Annotated in this window: 13 protein-coding genes; 7 read left to right on the forward strand and 6 right to left on the reverse strand. The window is 67.7% G+C overall.

All coding sequences use genetic code 11. The features are described 5' to 3' along the window. Position 1: 1 nt before the first annotated feature. The 5 genes from AC3WN8_RS14965 to AC3WN8_RS14985 are packed head-to-tail and all read left to right on the forward strand — an operon-like array spanning position 2 to position 4,758. Entirely contained in the window at positions 2–856 is an 855-nt protein-coding gene (locus tag AC3WN8_RS14965; protein WP_492670245.1) for a hypothetical protein, read from the forward strand. After that, complete coding sequence (locus tag AC3WN8_RS14970; RefSeq protein WP_492670246.1) at positions 829–1,371, forward strand: TolC family protein; 543 nt, start codon at positions 829–831, stop codon at positions 1,369–1,371. The genes AC3WN8_RS14965 and AC3WN8_RS14970 overlap by 28 nt, the downstream gene beginning before the upstream one ends. Next, entirely contained in the window at positions 1,368–2,411 is a 1,044-nt protein-coding gene (locus AC3WN8_RS14975; protein ID WP_492670247.1) for an HlyD family secretion protein, read from the forward strand. Before AC3WN8_RS14970 ends, AC3WN8_RS14975 begins: the two co-directional genes overlap by 4 nt. Next, the gene (locus tag AC3WN8_RS14980) at positions 2,408–3,604 is read left to right on the forward strand and encodes an ABC transporter permease (protein ID WP_492670248.1); all 1,197 of its coding nucleotides are present in this window, start codon (positions 2,408–2,410) and stop codon (positions 3,602–3,604) included. Before AC3WN8_RS14975 ends, AC3WN8_RS14980 begins: the two co-directional genes overlap by 4 nt. Next, positions 3,601–4,758 carry an ABC transporter permease gene (locus tag AC3WN8_RS14985; protein WP_492670249.1) on the forward strand — a complete coding sequence of 386 codons (1,158 nt, stop codon included), beginning with the start codon at positions 3,601–3,603 and terminating at the stop codon, positions 4,756–4,758. Before AC3WN8_RS14980 ends, AC3WN8_RS14985 begins: the two co-directional genes overlap by 4 nt. Here AC3WN8_RS14985 and AC3WN8_RS14990 read toward each other — a convergent pair. The 6 genes from AC3WN8_RS14990 to AC3WN8_RS15015 form a co-directional block, all read right to left on the reverse strand. Continuing rightward, positions 4,704–5,711: an NADP-dependent oxidoreductase gene (locus AC3WN8_RS14990; RefSeq protein ID WP_492670250.1), complete on the reverse strand. Its 1,008-nt coding sequence runs from the start codon at positions 5,709–5,711 to the stop codon at positions 4,704–4,706. The two genes, AC3WN8_RS14985 and AC3WN8_RS14990, sit on opposite strands and share 55 nt — an antisense overlap. A 57-nt stretch (positions 5,712–5,768) precedes the next feature. After that, positions 5,769–5,927 carry a hypothetical protein gene (locus AC3WN8_RS14995; RefSeq protein ID WP_492670251.1) on the reverse strand — a complete coding sequence of 53 codons (159 nt, stop codon included), beginning with the start codon at positions 5,925–5,927 and terminating at the stop codon, positions 5,769–5,771. Positions 5,928–6,023: 96 nt separating this feature from the next. Next, complete coding sequence (locus AC3WN8_RS15000) at positions 6,024–7,052, reverse strand: alpha/beta fold hydrolase (RefSeq protein ID WP_492670252.1); 1,029 nt, start codon at positions 7,050–7,052, stop codon at positions 6,024–6,026. Positions 7,053–7,069: 17 nt separating this feature from the next. Further along, positions 7,070–9,529 carry a TonB-dependent receptor gene (locus AC3WN8_RS15005; RefSeq protein ID WP_492670253.1) on the reverse strand — a complete coding sequence of 820 codons (2,460 nt, stop codon included), beginning with the start codon at positions 9,527–9,529 and terminating at the stop codon, positions 7,070–7,072. A 95-nt stretch (positions 9,530–9,624) separates the two neighbouring features. Continuing rightward, positions 9,625–10,581: a FecR family protein gene (locus AC3WN8_RS15010; protein ID WP_492670254.1), complete on the reverse strand. Its 957-nt coding sequence runs from the start codon at positions 10,579–10,581 to the stop codon at positions 9,625–9,627. Next, positions 10,565–11,065, reverse strand: coding sequence for an RNA polymerase sigma factor (locus AC3WN8_RS15015; RefSeq protein WP_492670255.1), 501 nt, complete (start codon positions 11,063–11,065; stop codon positions 10,565–10,567). Before AC3WN8_RS15015 ends, AC3WN8_RS15010 begins: the two co-directional genes overlap by 17 nt. Positions 11,066–11,291: 226 nt before the next feature. Here AC3WN8_RS15015 and AC3WN8_RS15020 point away from each other — a divergent pair, with 226 nt between their 5' ends. Next, complete coding sequence (locus AC3WN8_RS15020; protein ID WP_492670256.1) at positions 11,292–11,801, forward strand: RNA polymerase sigma factor; 510 nt, start codon at positions 11,292–11,294, stop codon at positions 11,799–11,801. Next, positions 11,798–12,835 (forward strand): FecR family protein, encoded by a 1,038-nt coding sequence (locus AC3WN8_RS15025; RefSeq protein WP_492670257.1) that lies wholly within the window; start codon positions 11,798–11,800, stop codon positions 12,833–12,835. The genes AC3WN8_RS15020 and AC3WN8_RS15025 overlap by 4 nt, the downstream gene beginning before the upstream one ends. Positions 12,836–12,897: the final 62 nt, after the last annotated feature.

Consider the following 12,897-nt stretch of genomic DNA (forward strand, 5'->3'; position numbering starts at 1 on the left):
CATGCCGACTCGCCATGTTGTTTCGGCGTTGGTGCTGGTTTCGGCAGTGATGGCGCCCTGCGCCGCCCAAGACACGCCGTCGATCCCGCTCGACTATCGCGCGGCGCAGGCGCGGCTGGTCGAACGGTCCGACGCGATCGCAGCGCAGGATGCGAATGTCCGCAGCCGCGAGGCGCAGGAGGGGGCGACGCGTACGCTCCACCGGCCCGATGTCGATTTCGAGGCGCAACTGCTCGACTATCAGAAGACATTATATCTGCCGCTCGGCTCGCTCGCCCCGGTCGCGCAAAGCTTTGGCATCGCCGATCCGCTGCGCTTCCAGCAGGAGCGCACCAGTACGCGCCCGATCGTGACCGCGACCCTGCCCATCTATGCCGGGGGGCAGATCTCGGCAACGCAGGCCGGCGCGCGCGCGCAGGTGGCGCAGGCGCGCGCCGACCGCGCGATCGCGGTCGAGGACCAACTGCTGACGCTGACCCAGGCCTATTTCGGGCAGCAGCTTGCCGAACGCGCCCTGGGCGTGCGCCGCGACGTGCTGGCGGGCTGGAGCGCCATGTGTCCGACGCCGTCAAGCTGGAGCGCGAGCGTTTCATCAGCCGTGCGCAGCGGCTGCAGGCCGAAGTCGCGCGCGATGATGCAGCGCGCGAATATGAGAAGGCGGTTTCCGATCTCGCGACTGCCAATGCCGTGCTCGCCGGACTGCTGCGCGCGCCGGGCGGGGTGCGGCCCACCAGCCCGCTTTCGGTCGACAGCCGATCGCTGGAACCGCTGGAGACTTTCAAGGCGGCGGCGCTGGGCGAGCATCCCCAGCTCGACCGGCTGCGCGCGATGGGCGACCAGGCGGATGCGGGCGTGAGCTTGCAGCAATCCAAGCTGCGCCCCTCCATCTACGGCTTCGGCCAGTATAATTTCGATCGCCGCAACAGCCTGTTGACCGATCCCGACTGGTCGGTGGGGGTGGGCGTCAGATACAAGCTCTTCTCCGGCACCGGACGCCGCCAGATGGTGGAGTCGGCGCGGCAGACCGCCGCCCAGGCCGAAGCCGGGCTGCGCGAGGCGCAGACCCAGATCGAGATCGGTGTCACAAAATATTGGAACGAGGCGGAGGCGGCGCGGCGGCGCTTCCTGCTACTGGCCAGTTCCATCACCTCGGCCGAGGAGAATCTGCGGCTGCAGACGCTGTCCTACCGCGAGCAGCAGGCGACCTCGCTCGATGTCGTCGATGCCGAACTCGGGCTCGGCAAGGCGCGTATCCAGCGCGCCCAGGCCGCCAACGACTATATCCAGGCGCTGGCCCATCTGCTCAACGCGAGCGGGCGGATGGACCGGCTACCCGACTATCTCGGACACTCCGACACGGTGATTCCATGACCGAAACCGCATTGCCCGCCACCGAAGACCTGGCACCGGAGGAAACTGCCGCGCCCGACCGCGGGCGGCGCCCGATCAGGCCGATCATCGTGGGCACCGTCCTTGCCGCACTGCTCGCGCTCGGCCTATGGCTCAGCTACCGGCCAGTGCCCGACCAGCTTCAGGGCATGGTCGATGCGCGCGAGATCCGCATAACCAGCAAGGTGACGGGTCGGATCGACCGCTTCTTCGTAGAGGAAGGGCAGGCGGTGCGCGCCGGCCAGTTGCTCTACACCGTGACCAGCCCCGAAGTCGCCGCCAAGTCGCAACAGGCGGAAGGCGCGCTCGCCGCCGCGCAGGCGATGGCGGACAAGGCCGATGAAGGCGCGCGGCCCGAGGATATCCGCGCCGCCGAGGCACAATGGCGGCGCGCCCAGGCCGCCGCCGATCTGGCGCGCGACACCGCCGGGCGCACGCAGCGGCTCTACCGCGAAGGCGTGCTTGCCGGGCAGAAGGCGGACGAGGCGCGCACCAATGCGGTCGCCTCCGCCGAGGCGGCGCGTGCGGCACGTGCACAATATGACGCGGCCTTGGCCGGCGCGCGGCCGCAGGATCGCGCCGCCGCCAGCGGGCAGGCGCAACAGGCACGGGGCGCGGTGGCCGAAGTGGCGGCGGCCGAAGCGGAGACCCGCATACTCGCGCCCGCCGATGGCGAAGTCGGCCGGCGGCTGGCCCAGCCCGGCGAATTGGTGCCGCAGGGCTTTCCCGTCTTCCTGCTCACCCAGGCGCAGGCACCATGGGTGACCCTGACGGTGCGCGAGGACCAGTTGAACGGGCTCAAGCGCGGCGCGGTGATCGGTGGCCGCATCCCGGCACTGGGTGATCGCGCCGCGCGTTTCCGTATCGCTTTCGTCGCACCGGCGGGCGATTTCGCGACATGGCGCGCGACGCGCCAGTCGAGCGGCTTCGACATCAAGAGCTTCGAGGTGCGTGCGGTGCCCGCCGCGCCCGTCACCGGGCTACGCCCAGGCATGACCATATTGTTCGACTGGCCACAATGACGGCGGCGGAGGCTGCCGGGGCGGACGAAAGGCGAGGCGCGTTCCTCTCCAGCCTGCGCCGCGAGCTGGCCTTTCTCGCATCCAGCTTCTGGGACCGCACGATGCTGGGGCTGATCCCGCTCGCGTTGCTGGCCGTCGTCTCGATCGAATTGGCCGACGGCGTGCTGCGCGACCTGCCGATCGCGGTGGTCGACGAGGATGGCGGCAGCATCGCCCGCGAGCTGACGCGACGGCTGGATGCCGCACCCGGCCTGGCGGTGACGGCGCGGCCCGCCAACATGGCCGCCGCCGAGCGGCTGGTGCGCATGCGCGAAGTCTATGCGGTCGTCCTGATCCCGCACGAGGCGTCGCGCAGCGTGATGCGCGGCGAGACCGGCAGCATCATGGCATTCTACAATGCCAGCTATTCCACCGCATCGGGCGCGGCGATGCGCGAGATCGGCGCGACGGTACAGGCCTATGCCGGGCAATTGGCGGTGCGCGAGGTGGCGGCGCTGGCCGGGCCCGGCCGGGTGCGGGCGCCACCGGTGGGCGCGCAGACCGCAATATTGTTCAATCCGCAGGGCAGCTACGAACTCCAGCTTGTCGGCCTGCTCCATCCCGCCTTGCTCCACCTGATCTTCATGGTCGCGGTGGTGAGCGCGCTGGGGCGCGAATTGCGCGACGGCACGATCGGCGGCTGGCTGTCGACCAGACCCGGCATCGCGGCGGCGCAGGTGGCGGGCAAGCTGCTGCCCTATTTCGCGGCGTTCATGGTCTGGTCGCTTGTGGTGACGGCCTATCTGGCGGGCATTCGCGGCTGGCCGATCGCGGGCAGCCCGATGCTGATCCTGGCGGGCTATGCCGCCATGTACCTGGCCTATGCCGGGGTCGCTTTGCTGCTGATCGGGCTGACCAGTTCGATGGCGCAGACGCTGTCGCTCTCCGGGCTTTATGCGGGCGCGTCCTTCGCCTTTGCCGGGGTGATCTTCCCGATCGAATCCGCATCGGGTTTCGCGCGGATCTGGAACGCGATCCTGCCTTATACCGCCTTCGCCAATCTCTGGTCCGAACAATATGTGATGGGGGCGCCCGTTGCGGTCTCGCTGCGGCAGATCGGGATCATGCTGATCTTCCTGCTGGCGGGCGCCGCGATCGGCCTGCCGCGCTATGCGCGCGCCGCCGCCCGGCCCGATCTGTGGGGCAAGAGATGATCTGGCAGTCATTCCTCGCGACGTTGCGCGCGATCCTGGCCGATCGGGCGGTGCTGCTGCTGCTCGTCGGATCGGCGATCCTCTATTCCTTCTTCTATCCCGCCGCCTATTCGGGCGAGGTCGCGGTCCGCATTCCGGTGGCGCTGGTCGACAATGATCACAGCGCGACGAGCCGCGCCTTCGCCGTCCGGGCCGGGGCGGTGCAGCAGGCGCGGATCGCCGCGCGCGTGGCGACGCTGGGCGAAGCCAGGGCGCTGATGCAACGCCGCCGGGTGGATGCGATCCTGCTGATCCCGCAAGGGTTCGAACGCGCGATCCTGCGCGGCGAACAGGGGCACGTGCCACTTTACGGCAATGGCGCCTTCCTGTTGCGCAGCAGCACCTCGCTCACCGGGCTGGGGTCGGCACTCTCCGCGATCGGGCGCGACGCGGCCGTCACCCAGGCGATGGCGCAGGGCGCGCCAGCGCCGCCCGCGCTCGCGATGATCCAGCGCCCGCTGTTCAACACGCGCGAAGGCTATGGCAGCACGGTGGTGCCGGGCGTCACCTTCCTGATCATCCAGCAGACGATGCTGATGGGTCTGGCGATGCTCGCTGCCACCCTGGTCGAGCGGCGCGGGCCGCACCGCTTCACGACGCGCAGACTGCTCGGCACCGCGCTCGCCTTTTTCACGATCGGCGCGGCGGTGGTGATCTATTATGTCGGCTTCGTCTTCTGGTTCCAGGATTATCCCCGGGGCGGCGCCGACGGGCCGACCCTGATCGTCTCGGGCACATTGTTCGTGGCGGCGACGGTTGCGGCGGCACTCGCGCTCGCCAGCTTCTTCCGCACGCGCGAGCGGCCGGTGCAGCTCTGGATCATGACCTCGCTGCCGATCTTCTTCCTCGCCAACCTGTCATGGCCGGCGGAGCAGACGCCGGGCTGGCTGGTGCTCGCCGCGCGGCTGCTGCCGAGCACGCCGGGCATTCATTTGATGGTCGGCACCAACCAGATGGGCGCATCGATGACCGAACAGGCGCCGGAACTGATCAACCTGACAGTATTGGCGGTGGTTTATGGGTTCATCGCCTGGCTGCGGCTGACACGGGCCGGCGGCGATCAATCCGCGATGCGCACCACCACCTTGCCCTTGGCGCGGCCCGATTCGAGATAGGCGAATGCCTGGTCGACCTCGGCGAAGGGAAAGATGCGGTCGATGACGGGTTCCAGCGTCCCGTCGTCGACCAGTCGGGCAAGTTCGGCGAGCTCGGTGCCGCTCGGGTGCATGAACAGATAGCGATAGGTGACGCCGTGCTTCGCGGCCTTCGCGCGCAGCCCATAGCTGACGATCCAGAACAGCGCGGCGAGCGCGGAGCCTCGGCCCAGATCCTGTCGCGCCGTCCGGGGCTCCGGCATGCCCGCCACCGACACCACCGTGCCGCCGCGCTTCACCACGCCGAAGCATTTTTCCAGCGTTTCCCCGCCCAACAGATCGAAGGCGCCATCCATGTCACGGACATGATCCTCGAAGCGTTGCGTCGTATAATCGATCACCACATCGGCGCCGAGCCGCTCGACCAGCGCCCGGCCACGCGGCGAGGCAGTGGTCGTCACTTCAGCGCCCAGCCATTTCGCGATCTGGATCGCGAAGGTACCGACACCGCCCGCACCACCGGGGATGAACACCCGGCTGCCCGGTGCGAGCTTCAACTCGTCGCGCAGCGCCTGAAGCGCGGTGAGGCCGGCGAGCGGGATGCCCGCCGCCGCCTCGAAATCGAGCGAGGCGGGCATATGAGCAAGAACACCCTGGGGCACGACCGCATAGTCGGCGAAAGCGCCCATCGCGCCCTTCGGCATGCGCGCGAAAACGCGGTCTCCCACGGAGAAACGCGTCACACCGTCACCGCACGCCTCGACGACACCGGCTAGCTCATTGCCCATCACCACCGGCAGGCTGTAGCGCTGGACGGGCTTGAGCATGCCCTGTCGCGTCTTGAAATCGACGGGGTTGAGGCCGGCCGCGCACACGCGAACCAGAACCTCCCCTGCCCCGGCATCCGGGCGCGGCACTTCGCTCAGTTCCGCAGCGTCCGGTCCGCCATATCGGGTGAGAAGCAAGGCGCGCATGCCCGCGAATATGCCGGAAAGATCGTGGCTTCGATACCCTGGGTGGAAATCTCGCGATTAAACGGCGTGCGTCGGGCGCGCCTTCACCACAATCGGCAGATTCGTGTCCGCGGTGAATGCCAGCGGTACGAACGGCCGCTGATTATGCCCGTTGGTCGATCCGTCCGAACATGCCGCCACGCCAATGGCGATGACCAGTCCAATCGCAATACGCATCATGGCTCCTTCCCGGGCGGCACTATTCCCGAACGGCCCAGGATGCAAAGGTCGCGATCGCGCCCGGACTATTCGGCCGGCCCGACCCCAGCGGCGTCAATCGCCGCTTGCGCCCACCTGCCTTCCCGGCATGTCCCGGCGGACGGCATCGACCACCTGGCGCGTCGCGCCGATCACGGCATCGGGCCGGTCGATCTGGACATAGTGATTGGCGTCAGTCAGCACCCGGTGCCAGCTTCGTGTCGACCAGGACGCCTGATCGTCGTGCAGCGCCCTGAGTTCCGCCTGGAGACGCACGCCCTGCTGCGGGTTCAGACGCATCTCCTTCAATATCTCCGGCGAATAGGGTGCGACGCCGGTGAGCACGAACAGCGGCCGGCTGCCGAGATCCCCCAAAGCGCCAGCACGCGCCATCGTCCGGTCGAACCCTTCGAGTTCGGCGATCGCGCCGACGACCGACCGGTGCGACAATGAAGTGGTCTCGGCGATGATCGCCGGCGGCCCCTTGGGCGGCTCCTTGCCGCCCACCGCCAGGCGCACCGCCCCCATCCAGGACAAGGCCGCGATCGCCTTCATCGTCGGCACCATCGTGCGCGGATGCATGTCCGCGCCGGTAACGCGGCGGAAGCGCGCGATCTGGTCGGGATGCGAGGTGTCGACGAAGACCAGCCCGGCGACGCGGTCGCCATGATCCTGCGTGAACACCGTTGCATAGGGGCCACCGATCGAATGCGCGACCAGCACCAGCGGGCCGGTGACGCCTGCGGCATTCAGCGTCGCCTGAAGATCGCGCGAGATCGCGGCGGCATCCTGCGGCCCCGATTTGGGATCGCTCCACAATATGCCAGCGCGATCATAGGCGCAGGCGCGTGTGAACGATGCGACCGGATCGAACACCTTGCTCCACGACAGCGATCCCGACAGCGTCAGCCCGGCTTCGAAGATCACGGTGGGCGATCCGCTGCCCCGGCAATCGATATGCATGCGCCGCCCGCCGATATCGACCAGCCGGCCGGTCGGCGGATAAGCGGATGCCGCTTGCCGCCGTTCGAGAGCCTCATAGCCGCTGCCGGCGACGACGATCACCGCCGCCATCCCCAGCACGCCAAGCCCGATGCGCTTCAACCAGCGGCGCCCAAACATCAGAAACGCGTCTCGACCGCGAGGCCGATCGTGCGCGGCTGGACCGGCGTGACCAGCACATAATTGGGCCGATTGAGTGCGTCGCGCGACAGCGAACGCGTGAGCGCACCATCGCTGTCCAGCAGGTTGCGGGCATAGACGCGCAGCGTCCAGCGTTCGTCGATGGTCAGCGCGGCGTTGAGGTCGAGCGCGCTATAGGCGTCCGCGACGACCGGATAGAGCAACGGATTGGCATTCGTCACGTCGGACAGGCGCCGCCCGGTATGGCGCAGGCCGGCGCCGACCTGCATCTCCGCATTGTCGGCCGCGCGAAAACGGTAATCGGCGGTGAGCGCGCCGCTGAACTTCGGGATCCGCGGCAACCGGTCGCCGTCACGCCCGCCCAGGCTGGGCGGCGCATCGGCCGTCAATTGCGCATCGGTATAGGCGCCGTTGGCGCCCAGCGTCAGCCCGTCGATCGGCCGCCAGGCGATCGTCGCCTCGAAACCCTGGCTGCGCGCGGAACCCGCATTGGCGAAGCCTGCAGTGCCGCCGGCGAAATTGACAAGAAGCTGGATGTCCTTCCAGTCCATGTAGAAAGCGGCGAGGTCGAGCGTCACGCTGCGATCGAACAACAGCGATTTCAGGCCGATCTCGTAATTGACCAGCGAGTCCGAATCCACCGTCGGCGGCACGCCGGGCAGGACGACATTGGGGCCGCCGGGCCGATAGCCGCTGGCGACGCGCGCATAGAGCATGGTGTCGCGGTTCAGGTGAAAACGCGGGCTGACGCTGTAGGTGACGACGCTTTCCGCCGACGTTCCGGGGGTGTTCGCCGTCGGCACGATCGCGCCGCTGCTGATCTGGCGAAAGCGCTGTTCGTTGCGCGCCCAGCGCAGTCCGCCGGTGACGTCGAACCGGTCGCTGAACTTGTAGGTGGCGTTGCCGAAGACCGCATATTCCCGATATCGGGCGGGCAGGCTGGCGATCGCGAGCGGATTGAGGCCGGGAAGCGGATTGCCGCTCATGTCGAACGCCCCGAGCCGTTGCCCCTGCCCCGTCTTCTCATGGGTGAAGAAACCGCCGATCAGCCACTCGAAACGGTCATTGGTGGGTGAGGTCAGCCGCACTTCCTGCGTGAATTTCTTCATGTCTAGGTCGAGCGTGAAGGGTGCCAGGCCGACCGGCGCGCCGAACAGCGGAAACAGCACGCCATAGGCGCGGCTGGTATCGCGGACATGGCGGGTGCGCGTGCGATTGTACGAACCGGCCGCGGTCAGCACGGCGAAACCGAGATCATAATCGATCGTGGCGGCATAATAGTTCAGCGTCTTGCGAAAGCTCTCGGGCAGATAATTGTTGTTCGACAGACCGTTGCCGATGCGTTCGCCGGTCACCAGATCCTCGACGACATTGGCATTGCCGTCGGCGTCGATCGTCTGCCACAGCCCCGACAGCTTCACCGAGAGATCGTCGGTCGGTTTCCACAACAGGCTGACGCGGCCGCCGCGCTGTTCATAGCCATTTTCATCGCGCTTGCCGGTGGTAAGGCTGTCCACATAGCCCGGCGCCTTGCGATAGGCGTAGCTCGCGGTCAGGCCCAGCCGATCCTGCACGATCGGCAGATTGATCATCGCCTGCCCCGCATAGCCGGCATGGCCCGCGCCCCGGATGCCGAACACTTCCCCGCCGGCCTTGCCCGAGACATCGTCGAGCCGGGGCGAGACCGTCACATATTTGAGCAGTCCGCCGATCGAGCTGGCGCCATAGAGCGTGCCCTGCGGTCCGCGCAGCACCTCGATCCGTTCGATATCATAGGGCAGCAGGTCGAGCGTGAAGCCGGCACTGCGCGCATAGATCGAACTGGCGCCGACGGGCGCGTCGTCGAGATAGGTGCCGACCGTCGTGCTCTCCCCGATCGGCGCGATGCCGCGCAGCGACACCGTCGCCTGGCCCGGCGTGCCGGTGCTGTCGATCTGAAGCCCGGGAATATAGGGCCCGACATCGGTAAGCTGCCCCGTGCCGAACTGCTCCATCTGGCGCCCGCCGACGACGCTGATCGAGATCGGCACATTGCGCTGCTTCTCGATGCGCTTCTGCGCGGTCACAACGATCTCGGCATCGCTTTCCGGCTCCGCATCCGCTGCCACCTCGTCGGAGATCCGCGTGACCGATGCCGCGCGGATCAGGATCGTGCCATCGGCGTTCACGCTGGCGGTCAGGCCCGATCGCGCGATCAGTCGGGCGACGGCGTCGCGCGCGGTGAAAATCCCCTTGAGCCGGGCGGCCGCCTGCCCCGCAACCGTTGCGGGCGCAAAGATGATGTTGGTGCCGGTCCGTCGCGAAACCGCCTTCAGCGACGCTTCGAGCGATTGTGCGGGCAGGTCGAAATCGATTGCCTGGGCATGGGCGGCCGCGGGCGCCAGTGTCGCGACCATCGCCGCCGCCATGATCGTCTCGCGCAAGAACCGCTGCCCCATTCCATCCCCCGTCTTTTATGACGCTGGCCGTTCGCCAACACGCCATAGACGCGTTGCCCCCATGGACACCCCACCCCCTTTTTTTCGAATGATGCTCAGTCGGCCGCGCGGCCGGGTTTTCCGAGACGCGGCCCCTGTGGCGATGCGGTCAGCGCCAGCCCGTATATGTCCGACACCGCGCGCGCGAACTGCGCGCTGTCGGTGGCGCGGAACGCGCCGCTGATCCGCAATTGCGCAACGGCGGGATCGTCGATCGCGATCGGCCGATCGGTATAGCGATTCATTTCCGCCACCGCCTCGCCGAGCGGGGTATCGCCGAACACGACCTGTCCGGTGCGCCAGGCGCGGGCGGTCTGGAGATTGACAGCCTGAAGCGTCGGCCGCGCATTGGGTGTCGGCAGTTGCAGCCGCTGGCCGGGAGTCATCTCGATCTCGGCGGGCGCCACGCCGTCTTTCGGCGGTTCGACGACGCGGACCTTGCCCTCCGCCAGCGTCACCGACAGGCCGCCATCGACATAGCGCACGTCGAAAACCGTGCCCACCGCCACGACGCGGGTGCCGCCCGCCTCGACGATGAAGGGCCGGAGCGAGTCCTTCGCGACCTCGAACGACGCTTCGCCGCGATCGAGCCGGACGAGACGACGATCGCCGTCGAACGCAGTCGACAGCGTCGTCGCGGTGTTGAGCGTCACCACCGAACCATCGGCCAGGCGCAGCGAGCGCTGCTCGCCCACCGCGGTCGCAATGGGTGCAGGACGCTGCGCATACCAGCCACCGAAACCGACCGCGACGGCCAGGCTGGCGGCGAGCGCCAGCGCAAGCGGCCTGCGGATCCATCGCATGGGCTGCGCGCGCGCGACCTTGGCGCCCCCGGCGAGATCCCAGGTCTCGCTCGTCATCTCGAACGCCGCGCGGTTGGCCGCGCTGGCATCGAGCCACGCGCGGAAATCGCGTTCGACCTCCGGCCCGCGCGTGTCGGACTGAAGGCGCGCGACCCAGACCGACGCCTCGACGATCTTCTCCTCGTCCACGGGTTCAGACTTCGCGGTCAATGCGGTTCACCTGCAGGGTCAGCTTCGCCATCGCGCGCGCCATCGCCTTTTCGACCGCGCTCGACGAGATGCCCAGCGCGGCCGCGGCCTGGCTGTAGGTCATGCCGTCGATCCGGACGGCGACGAAGATCTCCCGCGTGCGTTCGGGCAGATCGGCGATCGTGGCCTCCACGACGCTCAGACGTTCGCGCATCGCCAGCACCTCGTCCTGGGGCGGCGACGCCGGATGAAGCAGATCGAGCACCGCGCGATCATTGTGCGCGGTCGTGCGCACGCGCTGATGCCGGCCAAGCGACGCCGAAAGATTGAGCGCGGTCCGCCAGAGGAAACGTTCGCGATCGACGATCAGGCGTTCGGGCGGCTGGGCGGACAGCCGGGTATAGGCTTCCTGGACGATATCCTCGGCATCGTCGCCGGCACGCGTCCGAGCGCGCAGATACTGCATCAGCCTTGCCCTGAAGCCATGATCGGCACGATCAGCCATGCGGCCCTCCTCTCGCGCACGAGGATCGCGCATCCGCGCGCGAGTGCAAGAGGGATTCGGATGCGATCCCGGTCGGGTCGACCGCCGCATATGAATCTGCCAGCCCGCCGCTACGCCCACCCCCGATTGGCCCCTCGCCGCGACGGGAGAAATTTTGCATCATCCGATGTGGGTGTCGGGATGTGGTGCGTCTTATCCCAGTTGAGCCAATGAACGGGCGGGGAGCATGCAATCCAGCGAAGACCTTGAGATGAGCCGTTTCCACCGTGAATATCGGCCCGCGCTCATGGCGTTCTTCCTGCGGCGCGTGCACAATCACAGCGAGGCAGAGGACCTGACGCAAGAGGTGTTCATCCGCATCGCCGGGAGCATCCACGCGCCGATGCGGCAGGCCGATGCCTATATCTTCCAGGTGGCGGCCAATCTGCTGCGCGATCGCGCGCGCCGCGACCTGGTGCGGCGCGACTATGCGGCGGGCGCGCGCAAGGTGGATGGCGCGGGCGTCGACATGCTCGATCCCCACCGCGTGGCCGCCGGCCGGGAGGCGCTGGCGCTGCTGAGCTCGGGCCTTTCCGAATTGCCGGAGCGGACGCGCCAGATCTTCCTGCTGTTCCGCTACGAGAATATCGACCAGCGGACGATTGCCGAAAGTTTCGGCATCAGCGTCAGTGCAGTGGAAAAACATGTGTTCAGGGCGATGGCAAAATTGATCGCGAAGACCGGAGCTTTGGAATGAACCCGACGCCGCATAACGACGACGCGCCCAGCCGCGAAGAACAGGCGGGGGAATGGTGCGTCCGCCTGTCGACCGGATCGCTGATGCCCGACGAACAGGCAGCGTTCGATCGCTGGATGGCGGGGGATCCGGCCAATGCCGCTACGCTCGATCGCGCCTTGGGCGTCTGGCACGGACTGCAGGCGATCGGCGATACGCCGGAGATCATCGGCCAGCGCGCCGACGCGCTGGACGCGCTGCGCCGCGCCAATCAGAGGCGCTGGTCCCGCCGGCTCAACATGCGCTGGCCCTGGGCGGTCGGCATCGCGGCAGTGCTGGTGGTGGCGCTGGTTTCCAGCCTATGGCTGATGTCAGGACCGGACATCTATCGAACCGGCGTCGGCGAGCGCCGCACCGTGCTGCTTGCCGATGGATCACGGTTGTCGCTCGACGCAGAGACGCGCGTCGAGGTGGACTATGCCGGCGATCGGCGCAGGCTGACCCTGGTTGCCGGGCGCGCGAAGTTCGACGTGGCGAAGGATGCCGCACGGCCCTTCACCGTCACGGCGGGCGACCGCACGGTGATCGCGACGGGCACCGCTTTCAGCGTCGAACTGCTCGGTCGGCAGCTCCACCTGATCGTCTATGAGGGCAAGGTCGCCTTCATCGCGGGAAGGATGCCCGCGGTAACCGAACTGCTCGCGATCAAGGCGAACCCGGCCGGGCGCGCGACGCCGGTGACGCCGGGCAACGAACTGATCGCAGACCTGACGCTGCCCGAGGCGCCCCAGCTCGTCCAGGCCGATGTCGCGCGCTCGCTGGCATGGGAGGGCGGGCAGCTCAACTTCGTCGACGAGCCGCTGGCGTCCGCCGTGGCACGGATCAACCGTTATAGCGGCACCAAGATCGTGATCGGCGACGGCGCCACCGCCGATATCCAGGTGAACGGCGTGTTCAATGCCGGGGATTCCGCCGCGTTCGTCGAAGCGGTTGCCGATGCCTATGGGCTGCGCGCGCGGCACGAGGGTGACGAAATCCGGCTGGGAACTCCGTAATCGAAACGTCATGCATTTTTCATGTGTGGGTCACGAACCGCCGTGCGTCTCATCCTCCATGC

Source organism: Sphingobium sp. FW305-3-2-15-F-TSA7, from assembly GCF_058787155.1.

Coding starts and splice junctions, on each gene's coding strand:
- AC3WN8_RS14965 (WP_492670245.1), top strand. CDS start 2: ATGCCGACTCGCCATGTTGTTTCGGCGTTGGTGCTGGTTTCGGCAGTG.
- AC3WN8_RS14970 (WP_492670246.1), top strand. CDS start 829: ATGGGCGACCAGGCGGATGCGGGCGTGAGCTTGCAGCAATCCAAGCTG.
- AC3WN8_RS14975 (WP_492670247.1), top strand. CDS start 1,368: ATGACCGAAACCGCATTGCCCGCCACCGAAGACCTGGCACCGGAGGAA.
- AC3WN8_RS14980 (WP_492670248.1), top strand. CDS start 2,408: ATGACGGCGGCGGAGGCTGCCGGGGCGGACGAAAGGCGAGGCGCGTTC.
- AC3WN8_RS14985 (WP_492670249.1), top strand. CDS start 3,601: ATGATCTGGCAGTCATTCCTCGCGACGTTGCGCGCGATCCTGGCCGAT.
- AC3WN8_RS14990 (WP_492670250.1), bottom strand. CDS start 5,711: ATGCGCGCCTTGCTTCTCACCCGATATGGCGGACCGGACGCTGCGGAA.
- AC3WN8_RS14995 (WP_492670251.1), bottom strand. CDS start 5,927: ATGCGTATTGCGATTGGACTGGTCATCGCCATTGGCGTGGCGGCATGT.
- AC3WN8_RS15005 (WP_492670253.1), bottom strand. CDS start 9,529: ATGGGGCAGCGGTTCTTGCGCGAGACGATCATGGCGGCGGCGATGGTC.
- AC3WN8_RS15015 (WP_492670255.1), bottom strand. CDS start 11,065: ATGGCTGATCGTGCCGATCATGGCTTCAGGGCAAGGCTGATGCAGTAT.
- AC3WN8_RS15020 (WP_492670256.1), top strand. CDS start 11,292: ATGCAATCCAGCGAAGACCTTGAGATGAGCCGTTTCCACCGTGAATAT.
- AC3WN8_RS15025 (WP_492670257.1), top strand. CDS start 11,798: ATGAACCCGACGCCGCATAACGACGACGCGCCCAGCCGCGAAGAACAG.